Origin of the sequence: Pseudonocardia halophobica, assembly GCF_050948485.1 — a bacterium.
Taxonomy (GTDB): domain Bacteria; phylum Actinomycetota; class Actinomycetes; order Mycobacteriales; family Pseudonocardiaceae; genus Pseudonocardia; species Pseudonocardia halophobica.
Map to the genome: position 1 here is coordinate 3,343,249 of NZ_CP192046.1, position 23,438 is coordinate 3,366,686.

The 23,438-nt window shown below is 73.5% G+C and carries 22 protein-coding genes; 14 read left to right on the forward strand and 8 right to left on the reverse strand.

What is annotated here, in order from left to right:
• Positions 1 to 10: 10 nt before the first annotated feature.
• Entirely contained in the window at positions 11 to 2,491 is a 2,481-nt protein-coding gene (gene hrpB, locus ACQP04_RS16135) for an ATP-dependent helicase HrpB (RefSeq protein ID WP_433507846.1), read from the reverse strand.
• 145 nt (positions 2,492 to 2,636) lie between these two features.
• Positions 2,637 to 2,999 carry a DUF3040 domain-containing protein gene (locus ACQP04_RS16140; RefSeq protein WP_433507847.1) on the reverse strand — a complete coding sequence of 121 codons (363 nt, stop codon included), beginning with the start codon at positions 2,997 to 2,999 and terminating at the stop codon, positions 2,637 to 2,639.
• A 138-nt stretch (positions 3,000 to 3,137) separates the two neighbouring features.
• Here ACQP04_RS16140 and ACQP04_RS16145 point away from each other — a divergent pair, with 138 nt between their 5' ends.
• Both ACQP04_RS16145 and ACQP04_RS16150 read left to right on the forward strand, forming a co-directional pair.
• Complete coding sequence (locus ACQP04_RS16145) at positions 3,138 to 4,331, forward strand: acyl-CoA dehydrogenase family protein (protein ID WP_433507848.1); 1,194 nt, start codon at positions 3,138 to 3,140, stop codon at positions 4,329 to 4,331.
• Positions 4,324 to 5,499 (forward strand): acyl-CoA dehydrogenase family protein, encoded by a 1,176-nt coding sequence (locus tag ACQP04_RS16150; RefSeq protein ID WP_433507849.1) that lies wholly within the window; start codon positions 4,324 to 4,326, stop codon positions 5,497 to 5,499. The genes ACQP04_RS16145 and ACQP04_RS16150 overlap by 8 nt, the downstream gene beginning before the upstream one ends.
• 75 nt (positions 5,500 to 5,574) lie before the next feature.
• Here the strand turns inward: ACQP04_RS16150 and ACQP04_RS16155 are convergent, their stop codons facing one another.
• Positions 5,575 to 5,775, reverse strand: coding sequence for a hypothetical protein (locus tag ACQP04_RS16155; RefSeq protein ID WP_433507850.1), 201 nt, complete (start codon positions 5,773 to 5,775; stop codon positions 5,575 to 5,577).
• 56 nt (positions 5,776 to 5,831) lie between these two features.
• Positions 5,832 to 6,971 carry an anion permease gene (locus ACQP04_RS16160; RefSeq protein ID WP_433507851.1) on the reverse strand — a complete coding sequence of 380 codons (1,140 nt, stop codon included), beginning with the start codon at positions 6,969 to 6,971 and terminating at the stop codon, positions 5,832 to 5,834.
• 287 nt (positions 6,972 to 7,258) lie between these two features.
• Here ACQP04_RS16160 and ACQP04_RS16165 point away from each other — a divergent pair, with 287 nt between their 5' ends.
• The 3 genes from ACQP04_RS16165 to ACQP04_RS16175 all read left to right on the forward strand — a co-directional run bounded on the left by ACQP04_RS16165 (position 7,259) and on the right by ACQP04_RS16175 (position 9,432).
• Complete coding sequence (locus tag ACQP04_RS16165; protein ID WP_433507852.1) at positions 7,259 to 7,720, forward strand: DUF1059 domain-containing protein; 462 nt, start codon at positions 7,259 to 7,261, stop codon at positions 7,718 to 7,720.
• Between the two features lie 77 nt (positions 7,721 to 7,797).
• Positions 7,798 to 8,805, forward strand: coding sequence for an NAD(P)-dependent alcohol dehydrogenase (locus ACQP04_RS16170; RefSeq protein ID WP_433507853.1), 1,008 nt, complete (start codon positions 7,798 to 7,800; stop codon positions 8,803 to 8,805).
• A gap of 18 nt (positions 8,806 to 8,823) precedes the next feature.
• A complete protein-coding gene (locus ACQP04_RS16175) occupies positions 8,824 to 9,432 on the forward strand; it encodes a TetR/AcrR family transcriptional regulator (RefSeq protein ID WP_433507854.1) in 609 nt (202 codons plus the stop codon).
• Here the strand turns inward: ACQP04_RS16175 and ACQP04_RS16180 are convergent.
• From ACQP04_RS16180 to ACQP04_RS16195, 4 genes are read right to left on the reverse strand one after another with little or no spacing between them, the layout of a single operon-like run.
• Entirely contained in the window at positions 9,402 to 10,403 is a 1,002-nt protein-coding gene (locus ACQP04_RS16180; protein ID WP_433508378.1) for a TIGR03842 family LLM class F420-dependent oxidoreductase, read from the reverse strand. The genes ACQP04_RS16175 and ACQP04_RS16180 overlap by 31 nt on opposite strands.
• A 14-nt stretch (positions 10,404 to 10,417) precedes the next feature.
• On the reverse strand, positions 10,418 to 11,809 hold the full coding sequence (gene hydA / locus ACQP04_RS16185; protein ID WP_433507855.1) for a dihydropyrimidinase: 1,392 nt from the start codon (positions 11,807 to 11,809) through the stop codon (positions 10,418 to 10,420).
• Positions 11,806 to 13,107 (reverse strand): aspartate aminotransferase family protein, encoded by a 1,302-nt coding sequence (locus ACQP04_RS16190; RefSeq protein ID WP_433507856.1) that lies wholly within the window; start codon positions 13,105 to 13,107, stop codon positions 11,806 to 11,808. The genes hydA and ACQP04_RS16190 overlap by 4 nt, the downstream gene beginning before the upstream one ends.
• Positions 13,104 to 13,946: a nitrilase-related carbon-nitrogen hydrolase gene (locus tag ACQP04_RS16195; RefSeq protein ID WP_433507857.1), complete on the reverse strand. Its 843-nt coding sequence runs from the start codon at positions 13,944 to 13,946 to the stop codon at positions 13,104 to 13,106. Before ACQP04_RS16195 ends, ACQP04_RS16190 begins: the two co-directional genes overlap by 4 nt.
• A gap of 244 nt (positions 13,947 to 14,190) precedes the next feature.
• Between ACQP04_RS16195 and ACQP04_RS16200 the strand changes: the two genes are divergently transcribed.
• The 9 genes from ACQP04_RS16200 (at position 14,191) to ACQP04_RS16240 (ending at position 23,349) form a co-directional block, all read left to right on the forward strand.
• Positions 14,191 to 15,066: an ABC transporter permease gene (locus tag ACQP04_RS16200; RefSeq protein WP_433507858.1), complete on the forward strand. Its 876-nt coding sequence runs from the start codon at positions 14,191 to 14,193 to the stop codon at positions 15,064 to 15,066.
• Positions 15,067 to 15,086: 20 nt separating this feature from the next.
• The gene (locus ACQP04_RS16205; protein ID WP_433508379.1) at positions 15,087 to 15,908 is read left to right on the forward strand and encodes an ABC transporter ATP-binding protein; all 822 of its coding nucleotides are present in this window, start codon (positions 15,087 to 15,089) and stop codon (positions 15,906 to 15,908) included.
• 19 nt (positions 15,909 to 15,927) lie between these two features.
• Positions 15,928 to 16,761, forward strand: a complete 834-nt coding sequence (locus ACQP04_RS16210; protein ID WP_433507859.1) for an ABC transporter permease — start codon at positions 15,928 to 15,930, stop codon at positions 16,759 to 16,761.
• Entirely contained in the window at positions 16,758 to 17,918 is a 1,161-nt protein-coding gene (locus ACQP04_RS16215) for an ABC transporter substrate-binding protein (protein WP_433507860.1), read from the forward strand. Before ACQP04_RS16210 ends, ACQP04_RS16215 begins: the two co-directional genes overlap by 4 nt.
• Positions 17,919 to 18,625: 707 nt before the next feature.
• Entirely contained in the window at positions 18,626 to 19,774 is a 1,149-nt protein-coding gene (locus ACQP04_RS16220) for a thiolase family protein (RefSeq protein WP_037051162.1), read from the forward strand.
• An 81-nt stretch (positions 19,775 to 19,855) separates the two neighbouring features.
• Positions 19,856 to 20,617: a 3-hydroxyacyl-CoA dehydrogenase gene (locus ACQP04_RS16225; RefSeq protein ID WP_433507861.1), complete on the forward strand. Its 762-nt coding sequence runs from the start codon at positions 19,856 to 19,858 to the stop codon at positions 20,615 to 20,617.
• Positions 20,618 to 20,628: 11 nt separating this feature from the next.
• A complete protein-coding gene (locus ACQP04_RS16230; RefSeq protein ID WP_433507862.1) occupies positions 20,629 to 21,780 on the forward strand; it encodes an acyl-CoA dehydrogenase family protein in 1,152 nt (383 codons plus the stop codon).
• A gap of 16 nt (positions 21,781 to 21,796) precedes the next feature.
• Entirely contained in the window at positions 21,797 to 22,420 is a 624-nt protein-coding gene (locus ACQP04_RS16235) for a TetR/AcrR family transcriptional regulator (protein WP_433507863.1), read from the forward strand.
• Between the two features lie 320 nt (positions 22,421 to 22,740).
• A complete protein-coding gene (locus ACQP04_RS16240; RefSeq protein ID WP_433507864.1) occupies positions 22,741 to 23,349 on the forward strand; it encodes a hypothetical protein in 609 nt (202 codons plus the stop codon).
• The last annotated feature ends 89 nt before the right edge of the window (positions 23,350 to 23,438 follow it).

The following is a 23,438-nucleotide window of genomic DNA, read 5'->3' on the forward strand; positions in this document are numbered from 1 at the left end:
GCGGGGCGTCCTACTCCGCCGGTCTGTTCCGCCCCGTCCGCCGCGTGGGCGTGGCCGCGCGCGGGTCCTCCGGCCAGTGGTGCTTCGGGTAGCGGCCGCGCAGCTCGGCGCGGACCTGCGGGTACCCGGTGTCCCAGAAGGACCCCAGGTCGTCGGTCACGGCGGCGGGCCGTCCGGCGGGGGAGAGCAGGTGCAGCAGGACGGGGACCCCGGCGATCCGCGGCGTGGCCGTCCACCCGAAGGCCTCCTGCACCCGGACGGGCAGGACCGGGCGGTCGCCGGAGTAGTCCACGGCGATCCGCGACCCGCTCGGCACGGTGATCCGCTCGGGGGCGAGCTCGTCGATCCGGCCCGCGAGCGGCCAGCCGACCAGGCCGCGCAGGGCCGCCCCGGCGTCGACGGCGGCGAGATCGGCGCGGCGCCGCGCGGACGCCAACGGCGCCGCGAGCCAGCCCGCCGGGTCGGCGGCCCCGGCCAGCAGGTCCTCCTCGGCGACGCCCGGCCAGTCGCCGCCGAGCGTGCGGTGCAGGAAGGCGAGCCGTGCGCGCAACGCCCGGTCCGCGGCCGACCAGCGCAGCAGGCCCGTGCCCTCGGCGCGGAGCCCCGCGACCAGCGCCTCGCGGACGAGGGCCGGGTCGGGATCGCGCAGCCCGCGCTCCTCCAGCACGATCGCGCCGAGCCGGCGCACCCGCCGGGCGCGGACGTCGCCGTCGGCCCAGGCGACCTCCTCGGCCTCGGTGAGCAGTGTCGCGGCCACCTCCTCGGCGAGCGCCCGGTCGGCGGCGGCGGCCAGCCGCACCCGCCCGTGCACCGCGCCGGGCGTGCGGTCCGCGACCGCGACGGCGAGCCACTCCTGCGCGCCCAGCCCGGCGTCGGCGACCTCGACGGCCGTGCCGCCCGCCATGAGGAACACCGGCGCCGCCCCGGACCGCCGCCGTGCGATCCGCTCCGGGTGGGCCAGGCCCGCCACCAGTGCGGCCTCCGTGGGTCCGGCGCCGCGGGCCGCCCGCGACCCGGGGACGAGCCGGGCGAGCCGCGCCGCCTCGGCCCGCCACCGCCCGGCCGCGGGGTGCCCGCCGCCGCGGAGCCGGCCCAGCTCGGCGGCGAGGTCGGTGCCGGAGGCGAGGGTGTCGTCGTCGAGCAGGGCGACGATCTCCGCCGCGGCCCGCGACCCGACGGCGGCGGCGCCGTCGAGCAGGGCGCGGGCCAGCCGGGGGTGCAGCCCGAGCCCGGCCATCCGCTCGCCGCGGGGCGTGGCGGCGCCGCCCGCGTCGACCGCACCGAGCGCCCGCAGCACCTCGCGCCCGGCCGCGAGCGGGCCCTCCGGCGGGGTGTCCCACCAGCGCAGACCGGACCCGTCCGGGGTGCCCCAGACGGCGAGGTCGAGCGCGAGCCGGGTGAGGTCGGCGGTGCGGATCTCCGGCTCCGGGAAGGCAGCGAGCACCTGCCCCTCGGGCCAGCAGCGGTAGGCCTCGCCCGGCGCCTCCCGGCCCGCCCGTCCCGCCCGCTGCTCGGCGACGGCCGCCGACTCCGGGATCGTCACCAGCCCGGCCAGGCCCCGCCGGTGGTCGACCCGCGGGATCCGCGCGAGCCCCGAGTCGACGACCGCGCGCACGCCCGGCACGGTCAGGCTCGACTCGGCGATCGAGGTCGCCAGGACCACCCGCCGCCCGTCGCCGCGCAGCGCCGCGTCCTGCTCCGCGGGCCGTAGCCGGCCTTGCAGCGGCAGCACCGGCACCCCGAGCCCGGCCAGCAGCCCGGTCAGCGCGGCCTCGGTCCGGCGGATCTCCGGTACGCCCGGGAGGAACGCGAGCACCGCGCCGTCCGTCCGGTCCAGGGCCGCCCGGACGCCGCGCGCGACGCACGCCTCGATCCGTTCGCCCCGCTGCGGCGGCAGGTGCCGGACGGCGACCGGGTGGGTGCGGGCCTCGACCTCCACCACGGGGGCCGGCTCGTCGGACCCGAGCAGGGCCGCCAGCCGGCCGGCCGCGACCGTGGCCGACGCCGCCAGCAGCGGCAGGTCCGGGCGGAGCCCCTCGCGCGCGTCGAGCAGGAGGGTGAGCAGCAGGTCGGCGTCGAGGTGCCGCTCGTGGCACTCGTCGAGCACCACGGCCCCGACGCCCGGGAGCTCGGGGTCGCGGGCCAGCCGGCGCAGGAGCAGCCCGGAGGTCACCACCTCGACGCGGGTGTCCGCCGAGGTGCGCGAGTCGCCGCGGACCGAGTAGCCGACCAGGCCGCCGACCTCCTCGCCGAGCAGGGCGGCCATCCGCCGCGCGGCGGCCCGGGTGGCCACGCGCCGGGGTTCGGCGACGACCACCCGCCCGTCGACCGCGTCGGCGAGGGCGAGCGGGACGAGCGTGGTCTTGCCGGTGCCCGGCGGCGCGACGAGCACGGCGGCGCCGTGTGCGGTGAGCGTGCCGGTGACCGCGGCGAGCGCCGCCCGGACGGGCAGGTCGGGGAGCGCGCCGGGATCGGCGACCAGGGCGGGCACGGTCCGCAGTGTGCCCGCCGGACCGGTGAGCGCGGGCGGCGGGCATGCGGACGAGCGGGGCGCGCAGGGCTGCGCGAGGGCCGGGCGCGCGGGCGCCCGCACACGCGGCGGGGCCGGAGGGACCCGCCGGTCCGGGTGGGTCCGGTCAGACCTCGGTGCCGCTGTCTGCGCGGCGCTGCGTGGTGGCCTCGACCGCGGCGCGGGCGCGGGCCAGGTTGCGGCCGACCAGGGCGAGGATGCCGACGGTGCCGCCGATGCTCAGCAGCACGGCCAGCGCACCTCCGGCGCCGCCGACCGCGGCCGCGACGACCACCATGATCAGGGCGACCACCGCGAAGACGGCGCGGGCGAGACGGACCTCGGCGGGCGCGGCGTGGCCGGCGCCGGCGGTGTTCTGGAAGCGGTGGTCGAGATCGGGGAACTGGCCGACCAGGCGACGCTCGAGCTCCTCGAGCTGCTGGCGTTCGGCATCGGTCAGGCGCGGGGGGCGGGACTCCGGGACGCTCACCCTTCCTGCATACCCCTGACGTGCGGATCCCGACACTCCAGGGGCGTCCGGTCCGTCACCCGTTCGGTGAACAGCCGTCCGCGCGGGGCGAGCGGCCCGGCTCTATCTTAACGAGCGTTCATCACATATCGTCGCGGCATGAGCACCGCTGCCGACTCGTCCCGGGTCGCGGACGCCGCGCGGAAGGTCGTGCAGGAGCACGACCCGACGAGCGTCCCGACGCGGGAGTTCCTCGCCGCCTGTTTCGACGCCGGCCTGTCCTGGGTCCACTTCCCCGAGGGCCTCGGCGGGCTCGGCGTCTCCCGTGGTCTGCAGTCCGTGGCCGACGGGATCCTGCAGGACGCGGGCGGGCCCGTCCCGTTCGCCCTGAACCCCATCGGCTACGGCATGGCCGCGCCGACCCTGCGCGAGCACGCGCAGACGGACGAGCTCAAGCGCGAGTGGCTGCGCCCGCTCGCGACCACCGAGAACATCTGGTGCCAGCTGTTCTCCGAGCCCGGCGCCGGCTCCGACCTGGCCGGGCTGGCCACCTCCGCCGTCCGGGACGGCGACGAGTGGGTGGTCAACGGGCAGAAGGTGTGGACCTCGCTGGCGCACCGGGCCCGCTGGGCGCTGCTGCTGGCCCGCACCGACCCGGACGCGCCCAAGCACAAGGGCCTGACCTACTTCGTCGTCGACATGCAGGGGCCGGGCGTGGAGACCAGGCCGCTGCGGCAGATGACCGGGCAGGCCGAGTTCAACGAGGTCTACCTGAACGACGCCCGCATCCCCGACGCCCACCGGCTCGGCGCGGTCGGCGACGGCTGGCGGGTCGCCATGACCACGCTGATGAACGAGCGCAGCTCGATCGGCGCGAGCGGCAGCCGACGGGGCACCGGGACGATCGCCGACGCGGTGGCCCTGTGGGCCTCGCGGCCGGACCTGCACACCCCGGTCCTCGAGGACCGGCTGACGAAGCTCTGGCTGCGGGCCGAGGCCCAGCGGCTGACCTCCGAGCGCTCCCGCGCCACGGCGACGGTCGGCGGCCCGGGCCCGGAGGGCTCGGTGGGCAAGCTCGTGGGCGCGGAGCTGAACCAGCAGGTCTACGAGTTCTGCATGGACCTCCTCGGCCCCGAGGGGATCCTGTACGACGACTACACGATGCGGGACATGGAGCGCACGGACGACTGGCGCGGCCCGCTGCAGCAGCGCTTCCTGCGCTCGCGCGCCAACACCATCGAGGGCGGCACCTCCGAGGTGCTGCGCAACATCCTCGGCGAGCGGGTGCTGGGCCTGCCCGGTGACCTGCGCGCCGACGCCGGCAAGCCCTGGAAGGAGATCCCCCGTGGCTGACCAGCAGGAGACCCGGCCGTTCGTCTTCTCCGACGAGCAGCGGGAGCTGCGCACCGCGGTGCGGAAGTTCGCCGCGGACAACGCCGACGAGCAGACGGTCCGGCGGCTGATGGAGTCCGACCCCGGGTTCGATGCCAAGGCCTGGACGCGGCTGGGCTCCGAGCTCGGCGTGCTGGGGCTGTCGGTGCCGGAGGAGCAGGGCGGGGTCGGCGGCACGCTCGTCGACCAGGCCGTCGCCGTCGAGGAGCTGGGCGCGACCCTGTACCCGGGGCCGGTGTTCGGCACCGTCGCGCTGGCCATCCCCGCGCTGGTCGCGGCGTCGGACGGCCCGGTGCGCTCGGAGCTGCTCGGACCGCTCGTGGAGGGCACCCGGACCGCGGCGGTGGCCGTGGCCGACCGCGCGGGGGCGTTCGACCCCGCCGCGGTGACGGTGCAGGCCGCGCGGGCCGGCGACGACTGGGCGCTCTCCGGGACCGTCGAGCGGGTGGTCGACGCGGCCGCGGCCGACGACCTGCTGGTCGCCGCCACCGGCCCGGACGGCGTGGCGCTGTTCGCCGTCGACGCGACCGCCGGCGGGGTCGAGCGGACCCCGCTGACCACGCTGGACCTGACCCGCCGCCAGGCCACGCTGCGCTTCACCGACGCCCCGGCGCGGCTGCTCGCCGGCCCGGACGAGGCGGAGCGGGTGATCGGCCACGCCCTCGTCGTGGGCTCGGTGCTGCTCGCCGTCGAGCAGGTCGGCGCCTCGCAGCACCTGCTCGACCTCACGGTCGAGTACGCGAAGGGGCGGCTGCAGTTCGGCCGGCCGATCGGCTCGTTCCAGGCGGTGAAGCACCGGCTCGCGGACATGCTGGTCGACCTCGAGCACGCCCGCTCGGCGGCCTACCACGCGGTCTGGGCGCTCGGCGACGGCTCGGACGACCCGGCGCTGGCCGCGAGCATCGCGCAGGCCACCTGCTCCGAGGCCTTCTCGCGGATCGCCGCCGACACCATCCAGCTGCACGGCGGCATCGGCTTCACCTGGGAGTACCAGGCGCAGCTGTACTACAAGCGGGCGATCACCGACGCCGCCCTGCTGGGCAGCGCCGAGCAGCACCGGGCGCGGATCGCGCGGCTGGTGCTCGACACCGCGTCGGGCGACGGGGCCCCGTCGATCGCGACCGGCTGACCCACGCACGAACGAACGGCGCTCCCGCTCAGGAGATCTGAGCGGGAGCGCCGTTCGTGCGTTCCGGCCCGGGCGTCAGGACACGATGACGTAGAGCCCGTAGCCGACGATCAGTGCGCTCGCGGCCAGACACAGGCCGGCGACCGCGGTGCCGGCGGCCGGGCTCAGCCCGCGCCGTCCGACGGTGGCGGGCTGGTTGCGGGCGGACAGCCCGACCAGGGCGAACGCGACCAGGGCGATCAGGGCGACGCCGACGACCAGCGACACGAGGGCCACGGTCCCGAGTGCTCCCCAGGCGATGTGCACGGTTCCTCCCGTGGGTTCGAGCCGGGTCAGGCCGCCAGCCGGACCGGCGCCGCGGCCGGCTGCGGGGCGGGGACGTCGTTGACGTTCTCGGCGGTGACCGGCTTGCGCCGGGACACCGCGTAGATCCCGGCCGCCACGGCGATGCCGACGACCGCGACCACGATCGTGCCGACGGTGCCGCTCGACGCGACCCACGCCGCCGCCGCACCGACGATCCCGGCCGCGGGCAGGGTGAGGACCCAGGCGATCGCCATCTGGCCGGCGACGCCCCAGCGGACGCCGGCGAGCCGGCGGCCGGCGCCGGCGCCGAAGATCGCGCCGCTGCAGACCTGCGTCGTGGACAGCGCGAAGCCCAGGTGCGACGAGGCGAGGATGACGGCCGCCGAGGAGGTCTCGGCCGCGAAGCCCTGCGGCGACTCGATGTCGCTGACCCGCTTGCCGAGGGTGCGGATGATCCGCCAGCCGCCGAGGTAGGTGCCGAGCGCGATCGCGAGGCCGGCCGAGGCGACCACCCAGAACGGCGGGCCGGAGTTCGGGGCCAGCAGGCCCGCGGTGATCAGCGTCAGGGTGATCACGCCCATGGTCTTCTGCGCGTCGTTGGTCCCGTGCGCCAGGGCGACCATGGACGAGGACACGATCTGCCCGGTGCGGAAGCCCTTCGAGACCGTGCCACGCTCCGCGCGGGCGGTGACGCGGTAGCTGATGTAGGTCCCGATCAGGGCGACCAGCCCGGCCAGCACCGGGGAGATCAGCGCCGGGATGACGACCTTCGTGACGACCGTGCCGAAGTTGACGGCGCCGACGCCGGCCGCGACCAGCGACGCGCCGATCAGCCCGCCGAACAGGGCGTGCGAGGAGCTCGACGGCATCCCCACCAGCCAGGTCACCAGGTTCCACACGATCGCGCCGACGAGGCCGGCGAAGATGACCACCGGAGTGATCCTGGACTCGTCGACCATCCCGCTGGAGATCGTCTTGGCGACCTCGACGGACAGGAACGCGCCGACCAGGTTGAGCACACCCGCCACGGCGACGGCGACCTTGGGCTTCAGGGCCCCGGTGGCGATGGACGTCGCCATCGCGTTCGCCGTGTCGTGGAAACCGTTGGTGAAGTCGAAGATCAACGCGGTGACCACGACCACGATGACGATGAGGGACAGATCCATGTCGCCGCCCGCTTCAGATGAAGTATTGCCGGGCGAAACGCTAGGTTCACCGGATGAACGGACGGTGAACACAGGGCGAAGGTGAGATGCGGAGCGTGCGCGCCGTGTCACGCGCGACGACCACACGACGTCCGACCGTGCGGTTTCCGGGACTGCTCCGTTCGGCCGTGTCGGGAAGTACGTACAGACGCGGCGGAGGCGCAGGGGTGCAGTGGATCACCCACCACGGGTGGGCCGACCGACGTGCGGAGGACCCGATGGCCAGGATGATGATCGACTGTCGCACGATGCCGAGCGAGTCGGGCTGCAGCCTGACGATCGCGGGGGAGCCCGAGGAGGTGCTGCGCGCGGCCGTCATGCACGCGGTCGACGTGCACGGTCACACCGACGACGAGGAGCTCCGCGACGGGATCAGCGCCGGCATGGTCCCGGCCCCCGCGGACGTCGGCGCCGACAGCTTCGTCCAGGTCGTCGACTTCACCAGCGACGACGTCGAGCGCTTCGAGGAGCTCGAGGCCGAGTGGCTCGAGGGGATCGGCGACGGCCGCACGGCCACCTGGTCGGTGATGGCCACCGACCGCGACGAGCCGGGCCGCTACTACCTGCTGGTCGGCTTCCCCGACTACGAGGCCGCGATGCGGAACTCCAAGCACCCGGCCACCCAGCAGATCGCCGAGAAGATGACCGCGATGGCGTCGAACGAGCCCACCTTCCGCAACCTCGACGCGAAGCGGGTCAAGAACTTCTGACCCCGACGCCCGGCCGGGGCCGTTCCGGGGCGACGGATCCCCACCGGAGGAGCACCCTTGGGGGCATGGTTGCCTCCATGCGTACCGCTGTGCTGCGGCGGGTCGGGGAGATCGTGCTGGAGGAGCGGCCGGTGCCGGAGCCCGGCCCGGGCGAGGTGCTGGTCCGGGTGGCGGCGGTCGGCGTGTGCGGCTCCGACGTCCACTACTACGAGCACGGCCGGATCGGCGACTTCGTGGTCGAGGCGCCGCTGGTGCTCGGGCACGAGCCGTCCGGCGAGGTCGTCGCGCTGGGGGAGGGGGTGACCCGGGTCGGGCGGGGCACTCGGGTGTCGATCGAGCCGGGCCGCCCGGACTTCACCTGCGCGCAGTGCCTCGCGGGCCGCTACAACCTGTGCCCGCGGATGGAGTTCTTCGCGACGCCGCCGGTCGACGGCGCCCTCGCCGAGTACGTCGTGGTCCACGAGGCCTTCGCCCATCCCGTCCCGGACTCGCTCGACGACGACCGGGCCGCGCTCCTCGAGCCCCTCTCGGTCGGCGTCTGGGCGGCGCGCAAGGGCGGGATCGGGCCGGGGAGCCGGGTGCTGGTCAACGGCGCCGGCCCGATCGGGCTGGTCGCGGTCCAGGTCGCGGTGGCCGCCGGCGCGGCGAAGGTCGTGGTCGCCGACGTGAACGCGCACCGTCTCGAGGTGGCCGCCCGGCTGGGCGCGACGGCCACCGTCGACGTCTCGCAGTCGAAGCTCGACGGGCTCGAGCCCGAGGTGCTGCTGGAGTGCTCCGGCCATCCCGCCGCCACCCGCGCCGCGCTCGAGGTGCTGGCCCCGGCCGGCCGGGCGGTGCTGGTCGGCAGCGGCTCGGCGGACCTCGCGCTCCCGCTGGGTTCGTTGCAGCGCAGGGAGATCGAGCTGACCGCGACCTTCCGCTACGCCAACACCTGGCCGACCGCGATCGCGCTGGCCGCCTCCGGACGCGTCGATCTCGACGCCCTCGTGACGGGTCACTACGGGCTGGCGGACACGGAGGCGGCCCTCACGGCTCCGGGCCGTGACCGTACCGCGATCAAGTCGGTGATCCGTCCGGGCGACTGAGCTGCGAGAATGCCGGGCGTGGACGTGCGCACGCAGATCCTCGACGCCGCGGTCGAGTGCCTCGCCGCCACCGGGTTCGACGGCACGTCGCTCAGCGCCGTGGCCGGCCGGGCCGGCGTGTCGCGGCCCACGGTGTACCGGCACTTCGGCTCCCGCGAGCAGCTGGTGGAGGCGGCCCTGCTGCGGCTCTCGGAGCAGATCGTGGAGCGGATCTGGGAGAGCGCGCAGGGGGCGGGCTCGGCGGCCGAGCTGGTCGTCGAGACCACCCTGCGCGCCCGCTACGAGTTCCGGACCCAGCCGGCGCTGGCCCCGGTCGCCTTCCCGGACCGCTCGACGTTCGTCCTGGCCAGGGCCAGTCTCTCGGCCGAGGCGCTGGCCATGACCAAGCGGTTCCTCACCCCGGTGCTGCGGTTCCAGCCCGAGCTGGAGGCCGAGCTCGACGAGATCGCCGAGACCGTCATCCGGTTCCTGCTGTCCCTGGTGTGGTTCGACGGCGACGCTGCCGACGAGGAGGCGCTGCGCGGCTACCTCCACCGCCGGCTGGTCCCGGCGCTCGGGATCCGGCCGGCCGACGACCCCGTCGCCGCCCGCGCGGGTCAGACCCGGCCGATGACCTCCGCCCCGTAGGCCTCGATCGTCGCCTCGCGGTCGTCGTGCATGGCGTAGATCGCGAACTGGTCGACGCCGAGCGAGGCCAGCTCGGCGAGCCGCTCGCGCTGCGCCGCGGGCGGCCCGAGCAGGCAGAACCGGTCGACCACCTCGTCGGGCACGAAGTCGGTGGACCGGTTCCCGGCCCGGCCGTGGTGGCTGTAGTCGTAGCCGGCGCGGCCCTTGATGTAGCCGGTGAGCTCGGCCGGCACCGCCGCGGAGGTCTCGCCGTAACGGGTCACCAGGTCGGCGACGTGGTTGCCGACCATGCCGCCGAACCAGCGCGTCTGGTCCCGGGCGTGCGCGAGATCGTCGGTCACGTAGGCGGGCGCGGCCACGCACATGGTGATCGCGTCGGGATCGCGGCCCGCGTCCGCGGCGGCCGCCCGCACGGTCTTGATCGTCCACTCCACCAGGTACGGGTCGGCGAGCTGGAGCACGAACCCGTCGGCGCAGCGCCCGGCCAGCGCGAGCGCCTTCGGCCCGTACCCGGCGACCCAGACCGGCACGGCGGGAGCGCCCTCGCGGACCCACGGGATCCGCACCTCGGTGCCTCCGAGGTCGACGGGCAGCCCGGCGGTGAGCCCGCGGATGACCTCGATCGACGCCTCGAGCCGGGCCAGCGTGGTCGGCGGCCGGCCCTGCACGCGCACCGCCGAGTCGCCCCGCCCGATCCCGCAGACCGTGCGCGGGCCGAACATGTCGTCGAGCGTGGCGAACAGCGAGGCCAGCACCGTCCAGTCCCGGGTGCCCGGGTTGGTGACCATCGGCCCGACGACCAGCCGCGAGGTCCGCTCGAGGATCCGGCTGTAGATCACGAACGGCTCCTGCCAGAGCACGTGCGAGTCGAAGGTCCAGCCGTGGCTGAACCCGAGCCCCTCCGCCCGCGCCATGAGGTCGACGACCGTCGCCGCGGGCGGGTCCGTCTGCAGCACCAGTCCGATGTCCACCGCACTCACTCCGATCAGCGCAGGTACTGACACGTGTCGCGGGGCAGGAACGTGCCGTGCCCGGCCGATCCGAGGTACTCGCCGCCGGCGATGATCACCTTGCCGCGGGAGAGCACCGTCTCGACCTTGCCCGTGGTGGTCCGGCCCTCGTAGCAGGAGTAGTCGACGGCCATGTGGTGCGTGGCCGCCGAGTGCGTGTGCTCCGCGGTGGGGTCGTAGATCACGATGTCGGCGTCCGACCCGGGCGCGATGGTGCCCTTGCGCGGGTAGAGGCCGAACATCCGCGCGGGCGTCGCGCACGCGAGCTCGATCCACCGCCGCCGCGAGATGTGCCCGTCGACGACGCCCTGGTGCAGCAGGTCCATCCGGGTCTCGACGCCCGGGAGCCCGTTCGGGATCTTCGTGAAGTTCCCGCGCCCCAGCTCCTTCTGCCCCTTGAAGCAGAAGGGGCAGTGGTCGGTGGAGACCACCGAGAGGTCGTCGTTGCGCAGCCCCCGCCACAGCGCGGCCTGGTGCTCGGCCGGGCGCAGCGGCGTCGAGCAGACGTACTTGGCGCCCTCGAAGTCCGGCCGCGCCAGGTCGTCCGTGGACAGGAACAGGTACTGCGGGCAGGTCTCGGCGAACGCGTTGACGCCGCTCTCCCGGGCATGAGCGATCTCCGCGAGCGCCTGCTGCGCCGACAGGTGCACCACGTAGAGCGGGGCCCCGGCGACGCGGGCGAGCTGGATCGCGCGGTAGGTCGCCTCGGCCTCGAGCAGCGCGTGCCGGACGTCGCCGTGGTACCGCGGGTCGGTCTGCCCGCGGGCGAGCGCCTGCTCGGCCAGCACGTCGATGGCGATCCCGTTCTCGGCATGCATCATGATCAGGCCGCCGGTCTCGCCGGCCTTCTGCATGGCGCGGAGGATCTTGCCGTCGTCGGAGTAGAAGACGCCGGGATAGGCCATGAACAGCTTGAAGCTGCTCACGCCCTCGCCGACGAGCACCTCCATCTCCTTGAGCGAGGACTCGGTGACGTCGGCCAGGATCATGTGGAAGCCGTAGTCGATCGCGCACTTCCCGGCGGCCTTCTCGTGCCAGGCGTCGAGGCCCTCGCGCAGCGACCGGCCGACCGACTGGATCGGGAAGTCGATGATCGTGGTCGTGCCGCCCCACGCCGCGGCGCGCGTGCCGGTCTCGAAGGTGTCCGCGGCGAAGGTCCCGCCGAAGGGCATCTCCATGTGCGTGTGCGCGTCGACCCCGCCCGGGATCACGTACCGGCCCGCCGCGTCGAGCTCGGTGTCGGCGCGGAAGTCCAGCGCGCCGGGCGCGGCCAGCGCGACGACCTTCTCGCCGTCGACGAGGACGTCGGCCACCACCTCGTCGGCCGCGGTGATCACCGTGCCGCCGCGGATCGCCAGGGTGCTCACGACGGGCCTCCCTCCGCCGGAACCGCCGCCTCGAGCGCGTCGACCAGGATCGCCAGCCCCTCCTCGGCCTCGTCGGCGGTGAGCGACAGCGGGGGAGCGATGCGCAGGACGTTGCCGTGCAGGCCGCCCTTGCCGACCAGCAGCCCGCGCTCCCGGCAGCCCTCCAGCACCGCCGTGGCGAGCGCCGGCGCGGGGCGGCCGGGCGTGCCGGAGCCCGGCTCGACCAGCTCGACGCCGATCATCAGGCCCTTGCCGCGGACGTCGCCGACGACCGGGACCCGGGCCGCCTTCAGCCCGTCGAGCAGGATCGGGCCGACCTTCGCCGCGTTGGCCTGCAGGTCGTGCTCGCGCAGGTGGCGCAGGTTCGCCAGCGCGCCCGCCGAGGTGATCGGGCTGCCGCCGAAGGTGGAGATCGAGTTCGCCGGCAGGTTGTCCATGATCGACGCCGGGGCGATCACGCCGCCCATCGACAGCCCGTTCCCGACGCCCTTGGCGAAGGTGACGATGTCCGGGGTGGCCTCATGCGCCTGCCAGCCCCAGAAGTGCTCGCCGGTGCGGCCCCAGCCGGTCTGCACCTCGTCGGAGATCCAGAGGATGTTCCTGGCCCGCAGCACCTCCGCGAACGCGCCCAGCACACCGTCGGGCCCGGAGGTGAAGCCGCCGACGCCCTGGATCGGCTCGGCGATCAGCGCCGCCACCCGCCCGTCCGTCTGGTCGAGCACGTCCTCCAGGTCGGCGACGCAGGCCTTGACGAAGTCCTCGTCGGACAGGTGCGCGAAGGGCGACCGGTACCGCTGTCCACCGTGGACGTAGTAGGTCTGGAAGGGCGAGAGCGAGGTCGGCGACCAGGCGCTGTTGCCGGTGATCCCGATCGTCGAGAAGGACCGGCCGTGGTAGCTGTTGCGCAGGGCCAGGATCTGGTTCGCCCCGTTGCGGGCGCTGGCCAGGAGAAGCGCGGCGTCGTTGGCCTCCGTGCCGCTGGTGGTGAGGAAGACCTTCGCGTCGGGGATGCCGCTGACCTCGGCGATCTCCTCGCACAGCTCCACCATGGGCCGGTTCAGGTACAGCGTGGACGAGTGGACGATCTTCGCGGCCTGCGCGGCGACGGCCTCGGTGACCGCGGGCAGCGCGTGCTCGGTCATCGTGGTGAGGATGCCGCCGAAGAAGTCCAGGTAGCGGTTCCCGTCCGCGTCCCAGACGTGCCGGCCGGAGCCGTGGTCGAGCTCGATCGGCTCGGCGTAGTAGAGCGCGAGCCAGCTCGGCAGGACCGCGCGGGTGCGGTCGTAGAGCTCTCTCATGACTCCACCAGCGGGCCGTACGCGTCGGGCCGGCGGTCGCGGTAGAAGGCCCACAGCTGCCGGACCTCCTCGATCATGTCCAGGTCCAGGTCCCGGACGAGCAGCTCCTCCTCCGTCCCGGACGCGACGTCGCCGACGAACTGCCCGCGGGGGTCGACGAAGTAGCTGGTGCCGTAGAAGTCGTTGTCCCCGTACTCCTCCACTCCCACCCGGTTGATCGCGGCGACGAAGTACTCGTTGGCCACGGCGGCGGCCGGCTGCTCGAGCTGCCAGAGGTAGGCCGAGAGCCCGCGGCTGGTGGCGCTGGGGTTGAACACGATCTCGGCGCCCGCCAGGCCGAGCGCGCGCCAGCCCTCGGGGAAGTGCCGGTCGTAGCAGATGTACACGCCGACCTTGCCGACCGCGGTGTCGAACACCGGCCAGCCGAGGTTGCCGGGCTTGAAGTAGTACTTCTCCCAGAAGCCCTTGACCTGCGGGATGTGGTGCTTGCGGTACTTGCCGAGCACGGTGCCGTCGGCGTCGATCACCGCGGCGGTGTTGTAGTAGTTCCCGGCGCTCTCGATCTCGAAGACCGGCACCACGAGCACCATGCCGGTCTCCCGGGCGAGCGCCTGCATGCGCTGCACGGTCGGCCCGTCCGGCACCGGCTCGGCCCAGCGGTAGTGCTCCGACTCCTGCACCTGGCAGAAGTACGGGGCGTTGAAGACCTCCTGGAAGCCCATGACCTGGGCGCCCTGCTCGGCGGCGGCACGGGCGTACGACTCGTGCACGTCGATCATGGACGCGGTGTCGCCGGTCCACTTGGCCTGCAGGATCGCCGCCCGGACGGTTCGCGACATCGAAGCCCCCCTTCGCGCGGAACGTGAGGCGGTCACCTTGCTGCCGCGACGCCCGCCCGCGCAAGGGGCATCGGTGCCGCGACGCGTGATCGTCACGTCCGGTGCGCGTGCTGTCACCCCGTTGCCGAGTCGTGACCGCGGGAGACCGGTTGGAGGCAGTGGGAACCTGTCGGTAACGCCGCCGTCATGCCAACCTCTCAGGATTCGCCTTCGTCCGGATCACCGGGCGAGCGAGGGGGGCACCATGGGGAGCAGGCAGAGGCTGCGCAGCGCGGCGTGGGCCGCCGCCGCGTTCGTCCTGCTGGTCGTGCTGTGGGAGCTGGCCAAGCTCGTCCTGCCCGCCGCCGGCGTGACGGTCGGCGGCACCCGGATCCTGCCCCGGACCGACGACGCCGCGATGCCGCACGTGTGGACGGTGCTGGCCCGGCTGGGCGCCCCGGAGGTCGCGGGCGCCGCGGAGCCGCGCGCGGTCGGGGCGGCGATCGCCTCGGGGGCGCTGTTCACCCTCGGGCTGGCGCTGGGCGGGCTGGTCCTCGGCGGGATCGCCGGGGTGCTGCTCGCGGTGCTCATGCAGCGGTTCGCCGTCGCCGAGAAGGCGGTGCTGCCCTACGTGGTCGCCTCGCAGACCGTCCCGCTGATCGCGATCGCACCGCTGGTCGCGGGGTGGGGCGGCAAGATCGCCATCGGAGGCTGGGCGTGGGAGCCGTGGGCCAGCGTCATGGTGATCTCCTCCTACCTCGCCTTCTTCCCGGTCTCGGTCGGCATGCTGCGGGGGCTCACCTCGCCGCGGAAGGCTGACGTCGAGATGTTCCGCAGCCTGGCTGCGGGCTGGTGGACGACGTTGGTGCGGCTCCGGCTGCCCGCGTCGGTGCCGCACCTGGTCCCGGCCGTGCGCCTGGCGGCGGCCGCCGCGGTCGTCGGCGCGATCGTCGCGGAGATCTCCACCGGCACCCGCGGCGGGATCGGACGGTTGATCATCGAGTACGCGCAGTCCGCCACGGGCGACCCCTCGCAGATGTACGCCGCCATCCTCGGTGCGGCCGTCCTGGGCCTGGTGGCCGCGGGCGCGGTCGGGCTGCTGGAGCTGGCGCTGCGCCGCTACCGGGGGAGCGTCGCGTGAGCACGGAGACGAACGGGGAGATGAACGGGGAGAGGAAGGCGGGGATCAGCGCCGTCGAGCTGCAGAGCGTGGACAAGGCCTTCGGCGCCGTGCGGGCGCTCGCGGGTGTCGACCTGACGATCGCCGCGGGGGAGTTCGTCTCGCTGATCGGCCCGTCCGGCTGCGGCAAGTCCACGTTGCTGCGGGTCGTCGCGGACCTGGTGGAGCCGACCGCCGGGACCGTGGCCGTCGCCGGCACGAGCGCCCGGCAGGCCCGGCTCGACCAGCGCTACGGCATCGCGTTCCAACAGGCCGGCCTGCTCGACTGGCGGACGGTCGCCGAGAACGTCGAGCTGCCGCTGCAGGTCCACGGGGTCGGCAGGGCGGAGCGGCGACGCCGGGCGGTGGAGCTGCTCGAGCTCGTCGGCCTCGCGGAGTTCGCCGGGTCCCGGCCGGCCGAGCTGTCCGGCGGCATGCAGCAGCGGGTCGCGATCGCGCGGGCGCTCGCGCCGAGCCCGGGGCTGCTGCTGATGGACGAGCCGTTCGGCGCCCTCGACGAGATGACCCGCGAGCGGATGCAGGCCGAACTGCTGCGGATCGCGGGGGAGACCGGCGCCGCGGTGCTGTTCGTGACGCACTCGATCCCCGAGGCCGTCGTGCTCTCGGACCGGGTCGTGGTGATGTCGCCGCGCCCGGGGCGGATCACCGAGATCGTCGCGGGGCGCCGTCCGCCGGTGGCCGGGGACGACTTCGTGCCCGACACCGTGGAGGACGTCCGCGAGACCGCCGCGTTCTTCGAGGCGGTCACCGCGGTGCGGGAGGCGCTGCGCAAGGGTGCCGCGACCGAGGGGCACGCGGAATGAGCGCGGAATCGAGCGCGGTGTGAGCGCGCCGGTCGGGGGTGCGACCGCCGCGGGTGGCGTCGGTGCGGTCGCCGGGCCGGGCCGCCGGTTCCGCGGCGTCTCCGTGATCGCCGCGCCGGTGGTCTTCGGTGTCGCGGTCCTGGTGGTCTGGCAGCTGGTCGTGACGGTCGGCGGGCTGCCGGCCTTCCTGCTGCCCGCGCCGACCGCGATCGCCGAGCAGATCGGCGCGCAGTTCCCGGTGCTCCTCGAGACCGCGGCCGTCACCGGCGGGAACGCGCTGGTCGGGCTGGTGCTCGGGTTCGTCCTCGGGGTGCTGTTGGCAATCCTCGCCGCCGGCGTGCGGGTGGTGTCGGACCTGATCACGCCGGTGGTGCTGGCGGCGAGCGCGATCCCGATCGTCGCCCTGGCGCCGGTGTTCACCACCATGTTCGGCTCCACCACCGAGATTCCGCGGCGGCTCGTCGTGATGGTCGTCGTCGTGGTGCCGGTGTACGTGTCGACCGCGCGCGGGCTCCGCCAGGTCCGCCCGGTGCACGACGAGCTGATGGTCGCCCTGGCGGCCACCCGCCGTCAGTACACCCGGTTCGTGCGGCTGCCCGGGGCGATCCCGTACGTGATGACCGGCCTGCGACTCGCCGCACCCGCCGCCGTGATCGCCGCGATCGTCGCCGAGTACTTCGGCGGCCTGCAGAACGGGCTGGGCAGCCGGATCTCCTCGGCCGCCGCCAACACCGCCTACGCCCGCGCGTGGGCCTTCGTCGCCGCCTCGATCGTCCTGGGGCTGCTCTTCTTCCTCGCCGGGCTGCTCGCCGAGCGGCTCGTGACCCGCAACCGCCCCGGAGGTGCCTCGTGAAGAGACCCCGTTTCGGCCGCACGGCCCTGGCGGCGATCGGCGCCGCAGCGGCGGTCGTGCTCGCCGCCTGTTCCACCACGCCCGCCGGCCAGCAGGCCTCCGGTGGCGCCACCACCGCGGCCGGCGGTCTGCAGCCGGTGACCCTGCAGCTGCAGTGGTTCACCCAGGGCCAGTTCGCGGGCTACCTGGCCGCGATCGACCAGGGCTACTACCGGGAGAAGGGGCTCGACGTCCGGATCAAGGAGGGCGGCGTCGACATCGTCCCGCAGACGGTGCTGGCACAGGGCCAGGCCGACTACGCCATCGCCTGGGTTCCGAAGGCCCTCGCCTCGCGGGAGCAGGGCGCCGCGATCACGGACGTCGCGCAGATCTTCCAGCGCTCCGGCACCCGGCAGGTGGCGTTCGCGGACAAGGGCATCACCCAGCCCGGGCAGTTCGCCGGGAAGAAGATCGGCAACTGGGGCTTCGGCAACGAGTTCGAGCTGTTCGCGGGCATGACCAAGGCCGGCCTCAAGCCCTCCGACGTGACGCTCGTGCAGCAGCAGTTCGACATGCAGGCGCTGCTCTCCGGCGAGATCGACGCGGCGCAGGCCATGTCGTACAACGAGTACGCGCAGGTCCTCGAGGCGCAGAACCCGGCGACGGGGCAGCTGTACCAGCCGTCGGACTTCACGCTCGTCGACTGGAACACCGACGGCACCGCGATGCTGCAGGACGCGATCTGGGCGAGCACCGACAAGCTCTCCGACCCCGCGTACCAGGACCAGACGGTGCGCTTCGTCGCGGCGTCGATCAAGGGCTGGGCGTACTGCCGGGACAACGTCGCCGCCTGCCGCGACATCGTGGTCAAGGCCGGGTCGAAGCTCGGCGCCAGTCACCAGCTGTGGCAGGTCAACGAGGTCAACAAGCTGATCTGGCCCTCGCCCGCCGCGGGCGCCGGCACGATCGACCCGGCGGCCTGGGCGCAGACGGTGAACGTGGCCCGCACCGCGGTCAACGCCGACGGCCAGACCGTGCTGACCAAGGACCCCGACCCCGAGGCCTACACCAACGACTACGTGACCAAGGCGATCGACATGCTCAAGGGCGAGGGGGTCGACGTCGTGGGCACGAGCTACCAGCCGGAGACCGTCACCCTCAACCCCGGCGGCAACTGACCGCCGGCTGCACCGACGATCCGCTGGGACGAGGCGCCCGGGCGAGAGGCCCGGGCGCCTCGCGGCCCTTCGGAGCTGCTGTCCCGCGAGTCGCGAGTTCTGGCACCGCGAGCCGGGAGTTCCGGCACCGCGAGTCGCGAGCTCCGGCACCGCGAGTCGGGAGTTCCGGCACCGCGAGTCGGGAGTTCCGGCACCGCGAGTCGCGAGCTCCGGCACCGCGAGTCGACCAACGCCCACCCCCATGATCGGCGACTGCGTGCAGCGGCGGCAGTTCGACCAGCCGCACGTGCACGCAAGTGGCGATCAGCAAGTGCTGTCGGCGCGGTCATACAGAGCGGCCGACGCCGTGATCAGGGCTTCCGTGCGGTGGGGGCGGTCCAAGGAGCCCTGCGCGCACACCTCCGGCGATCATGGCAACGAGACGTGCGTGGCGGAGCCGCAGCCCGAGCTGGGCTGGTCGACCTGCCGCTGCCCGCCGCTTCGCTATGGCTGCCACACCGCCTCATGCATCCCGATCGCTGGCGGCGACCGGCTCGGCCAACGGCACTGACCAGGCGATCTGAACGAGTGTTCTGTACGCCACACCTCCGGGGCGGTCAGAACTGACTGTTTCGCTGCTACGGTGCGGGGAAGGCGACGGCGCTCCCGCGTGGGCACCGTCGGCAGCAGTCCGCTGCGACCTCACCCGCGAGAGAAGGAGCTCGACCGTGCGTGATGCAGTCATCGTCGAAGCCGTGCGCACCCCCGTCGGCAAGCGCAACGGCGGCCTGTCCGGCATCCACCCCGCCGACCTGTCGGCGCACGTCCTGACTTCGCTGGCCGAGCGGTCGGGCGTCGACCCCGCCGTGATCGAGGACGTCATCTGGGGCTGTGTGTCCCAGGTCGGTGAGCAGACCATGGACATCGGCCGCACCGCCGCGCTCGCGGCCGGGTTCCCGGAGACCGTCACCGGCGTGACCGTGGACCGCCAGTGCGGGTCCTCCCAGCAGTCCGTGCACTTCGCGGCCGCCGGCCTGATCGCGGGCCAGTACGACGTCGTCGTCGCCGGTGGCGTCGAGTCGATGTCCCGGGTGCCGATGGGCTCCTCGTCCAACGGCCAGAACCCGTTCGGCGAGAAGTTCCTCGCCCGCTACGACGGCGTCTTCCCGAACCAGGGCATCGGCGCCGAGATGATCGCCGAGCAGTGGGGCTTCTCCCGCACCCAGCTCGACGAGTTCGCGATCGGCAGCCACGAGAAGGCCGCCGCCGCCCAGTCCTCGGGTCGGTTCGAGAGCCAGATCGCCCCGGTCACGCTGCCCGACGGCACCGTGATCAGCCAGGACGAGGGCATCCGCCCCGGCGGCTCGGTCGAGGGCCTGGCCAAGCTGAAGACGGTCTTCAAGGAGGACGGCGTGATCCACGCCGGCAACGCCTCCCAGATCTCGGACGGCTCGGCCGCGCTGCTGATGACCACGTCGGAGAAGGCCGCGGAGCTCGGCCTCACCCCGATCGCCCGGGTGCACACCGCGGTCCTCGCCGGCGCCGACCCGGTCATCATGCTGACCGCGCCGATCCCGGCCACCCAGAAGGCGCTCGCGAAGTCCGGCCTCAAGATCGACGAGATCGGGGCCTTCGAGGTCAACGAGGCGTTCGCCCCGGTGCCGATGGCGTGGCTGGCGGACATCGAGGGCGCGGACGTCAAGGCGCTCAACCCCAACGGCGGCGCGATCGCCCTCGGCCACCCGCTGGGCGGCTCCGGCGCGCGGATCATGACCACGCTGGTCCACCACATGCGCGACAACGGGATCCGCTACGGCCTGCAGACGATGTGCGAGGGCGGCGGCCAGGCCAACGCCACCATCCTCGAGCTGCTCTGATTCCCACCCGTTGAGGGCGCGGCGCCCGACCGGCGCCGCGCCCTCGCCACTTTCCCCACCGAGCTGGAGGTTCCTCACCCCATGGACATCACCGGACAGGTCGCGCTCGTCACCGGCGGGGCCTCCGGTCTCGGCCTCGCCACCGCCGAGACCCTGCTCGACGCCGGCGCGTCGGTCGTGATCGTCGACCTGCCGTCGTCGCAGGGCGCCGAGATCGCCGAGAAGCTGGGCGACAAGGCCCGCTTCGTCGCGGCCGACGTGACCGACGAGGCCCAGGTCACCGCGGCGCTCGACGTCGCCGCCGAGCTGGGCACGCTCCGCGTCGCGGTCAACTGCGCCGGCATCGGCAACGCGATCAAGACCGTCGGCAAGCAGGGCGCGTTCCCGCTCGACGCCTTCACCAAGGTCGTCACGGTCAACCTGATCGGCACGTTCAACGTGATCCGGCTGGCCGCCGAGCGCATCGCGCAGACCGACCCGGTCGACGGCGAGCGCGGCGTCATCATCAACACGGCGTCGGTCGCGGCCTTCGAGGGCCAGATCGGTCAGGCGGCCTACTCGGCGTCGAAGGGCGGTGTCGTCGGCATGACCCTGCCGATCGCCCGCGACCTCGCGAGCGCGCAGATCCGGGTCAACACCATCGCACCGGGGCTGTTCGAGACCCCGCTGCTGGGCGGCCTGCCCGAGGAGGCCAAGGAGTCGCTGGGCAGGCAGGTGCCGCACCCGGCCCGGCTGGGTAAGCCGAGCGAGTACGGTCTGCTCGCCGCGCACATCGTGGCGAACCCGATGCTCAACGGCGAGGTCATCCGCCTCGACGGCGCCATCCGCATGGCCCCGCGGTAGGGAGTCCCGACATGAAGCGCACCCTCTACGACAGCGACCACGAGGCCTTCCGGGAGTCGTTCCGGAAGTTCGTCGAGGTCGAGATCGCCCCGCACGACGAGCAGTGGAACCGGGACAGCATCGTCCCGCGCGAGGTGTTCGCGAAGGCGGGGAAGAACGGCTTCCTCGGCATGGACGTGCCCGAGGAGTACGGCGGCGGCGGGGTCAAGGACTTCCGCTTCAACGCCGTGGTCATCGAGGAGCTCATGCGCGCCGGGTGCGGCGGCTCGGGCCTCGGCCTGACGCTGCACAACGACATCTGCATGCCGTACTTCCTCACCTACGCGAACGAGGAGCAGAAGAAGCGCTGGCTCCCCGGCATCGTCTCCGGTGACCTGATCACCGCGATCGCGATGACCGAGCCCGGCATCGGCTCCGACCTCGCGTCGATGTCGACGACGGCGCGCCGCGAGGGCGACCACTACGTCGTCAACGGGGCGAAGACCTTCATCACCAACGGGATCAACGCCGACGTGGTGATCACCGCGGTGAAGACGGACCCGTCGCAGAAGCACAAGGGCATGTCCCTGCTCGTGCTCGAGCGGGGGATGGAGGGCTTCGAGCGCGGCCGCAACCTCGACAAGCTCGGCCAGCACGCCCAGGACACCGCGGAGCTGTCGTTCACCGACGTCCGGGTCCCGGTCGCGAACCTGCTGGGCGAGGCCGAGGGGCAGGGCTTCACGCAGCTGGTCACCAAGCTGCCGCAGGAGCGGCTGTCGATCGCCGTCGCGGGCGTCGCGGCCGCGGAGGCCGCGCTGAACTGGACGCTGGAGTACGTCAAGGAGCGCAAGGCCTTCGGCCAGCCGATCGGCTCGTTCCAGAACTCCAAGTTCGTGCTCGCCGAGATCGCCACGGAGATCGACCTGGCCTGGCACTACGTCGACGACTGCATCCGCGCGCTCAACGCGGACGACCTCACCGCGGTCGACGCCAGCAAGGCCAAGTACTGGTGCACCGAGCTGCAGGGCCGGGTCGTCGACCGCTGCCTGCAGCTGCACGGCGGCTACGGGTACATGAACGAGTACCCGATCGCGAAGGCGTACGCGGACGCCCGGATCACCCGCATCTACGGCGGCACCACCGAGATCATGAAGGAGGTCATCGGCCGTTCCCTCGGCCTGTGACCTCGCCTGTGACCTCATGACGGGCACCGCACCCAGGACCCGGGCGCAGCGCACGAGCGACAGCCGCGCCCGGATCCTGGACGCCGCGGTGGCCGCCCTCGTCGAGGGCGGCTACTCCGGCGCCACCACCCTCACCATCCAGGCCGGCGCGGGCGTCTCCCGCGGCCGCCTGCTGCACCACTTCCCCTCCCGAGACCTGCTGCTGGTCGCCGCCGCCGGGCACCTCGCCGCCAAGCGCGTGCAGGACACCGAGGACCGCCTGACGCGCCTGCTCGACGAGGAGGGCGCCCGGGACGTCCGCCGGCGTGCCGACCGGGTCGTGGAGCTGCTGTGGGAGAGCTTCTCCGAGCCCCACTTCTGGGCCGCGATCGAGCTGTGGACGGCCGCGCGGTCCAACCCGGACATCGCCGGGGCGCTGCGCCCGACCGAGCGCGGGCTGGGGTCCGCGATCCGCGAGTCGATGGCGCGCATGTTCGGCGAGGAGCTCGCCGGGCACCCGCGCTTCCGGCAGCTCCGCGACATCCTGCTCACGAGCATGCGCGGAGCAGCCCTGACCTACGCCTTCGATCCGCGCGACCACACCACCGATCCTCTGGTGGCGCAGTGGAAGGACCTGGTCAGGACGTTGCTGGTCACCTGACGCCACATCTCGGACGCACCGTCGCCCGCCCGGGTTGCTTCTTCGTGGGGAACCCGACTTCTCGCGGCGGAGCCGTAACGTCCCGGCATCTCACGGAGCGTGGTCAGCGTGCGCTCACCTCATCACGCTGGGTCGAGCTGGTTGACGGTTGAACGCGTCCATGACGCCGTTATGACTCGCCTCAGTGACCTCTCAGCCACCCTCCGGTGACCGTCCGGAAGGGACCTCGCTAGCTTCTCGGCATCCCGGTCGGTCACGCAGAGCAATCGCCCTGCCGTACCGGGCGGGTGGTCATGAGAAACCTGAGAGGGGAGACCTCCATGCAGATGCGCACCACCGTTCGTCGGACGGCGACGGTCGGGGCACTGGCCCTCCCGTTCGCCCTGGCGGCGTCCGGGATGGCGTTCGCGGGCGAGTCGGGCGGGCACGGACACGGGCACGGGCACGACTGCGACGGCGCCGGCCCGGTCGCGACCCAGGACGGCGGGCTGCTCGGGCTCGACGGCGACGTGAGCCCGGGCCTGAACGTCGGGGGCGTGCTCGGCAACGGGCCGAGCACCCAGCAGATCGTGCAGGCGGACCAGTCCAACTCCGGGATCGTGCAGTCAGGCGGTGGCTGCACGGAGCCCGGTGCGGCGTTCCAGAGCAAGGATCTCGTCGACGCGGCGCTCGACGTGAGCCCGGGCGTGAACATCGGCGGCATCGGCGGCGGCCCGGTCAGCCAGTCGATCAGCCAGGTCGACCGGTCCAACTCCGGGATCCTGCAGGACGGCTCGCGTGCCGGCGGGTTCGCCGTGCAGCAGGGCGGCCTGCTCGGGCTGGACCTGGACGTGAGCCCGGCGATCAACATCGGCGGCATCCTCTCGGGGTCGACGCAGCAGTCGATCGCCCAGGCGGACGCGTCGAACTCCGGGATCGTGCAGGGCTGAGGGCCCGCCCGTGATCGCTCCGCCCGGGTCCGGCGCGACGGTCCCGGGCGGGGCTCCAGTCGGTCTGCCCGAGTGCTCGGCGGTGGGCG

Coding starts and splice junctions, on each gene's coding strand:
- ACQP04_RS16145 (WP_433507848.1), top strand. CDS start 3,138: ATGAGCACCGCTGCCGACTCGTCCCGGGTCGCGGACGCCGCGCGGAAG.
- ACQP04_RS16160 (WP_433507851.1), bottom strand. CDS start 6,971: ATGGATCTGTCCCTCATCGTCATCGTGGTCGTGGTCACCGCGTTGATC.
- ACQP04_RS16165 (WP_433507852.1), top strand. CDS start 7,259: ATGCCGAGCGAGTCGGGCTGCAGCCTGACGATCGCGGGGGAGCCCGAG.
- ACQP04_RS16170 (WP_433507853.1), top strand. CDS start 7,798: ATGCGTACCGCTGTGCTGCGGCGGGTCGGGGAGATCGTGCTGGAGGAG.
- ACQP04_RS16190 (WP_433507856.1), bottom strand. CDS start 13,107: ATGAGAGAGCTCTACGACCGCACCCGCGCGGTCCTGCCGAGCTGGCTC.
- ACQP04_RS16195 (WP_433507857.1), bottom strand. CDS start 13,946: ATGTCGCGAACCGTCCGGGCGGCGATCCTGCAGGCCAAGTGGACCGGC.
- ACQP04_RS16200 (WP_433507858.1), top strand. CDS start 14,191: ATGGGGAGCAGGCAGAGGCTGCGCAGCGCGGCGTGGGCCGCCGCCGCG.
- ACQP04_RS16205 (WP_433508379.1), top strand. CDS start 15,087: ATGAACGGGGAGAGGAAGGCGGGGATCAGCGCCGTCGAGCTGCAGAGC.
- ACQP04_RS16225 (WP_433507861.1), top strand. CDS start 19,856: ATGGACATCACCGGACAGGTCGCGCTCGTCACCGGCGGGGCCTCCGGT.
- ACQP04_RS16230 (WP_433507862.1), top strand. CDS start 20,629: ATGAAGCGCACCCTCTACGACAGCGACCACGAGGCCTTCCGGGAGTCG.
- ACQP04_RS16235 (WP_433507863.1), top strand. CDS start 21,797: ATGACGGGCACCGCACCCAGGACCCGGGCGCAGCGCACGAGCGACAGC.
- ACQP04_RS16240 (WP_433507864.1), top strand. CDS start 22,741: ATGCAGATGCGCACCACCGTTCGTCGGACGGCGACGGTCGGGGCACTG.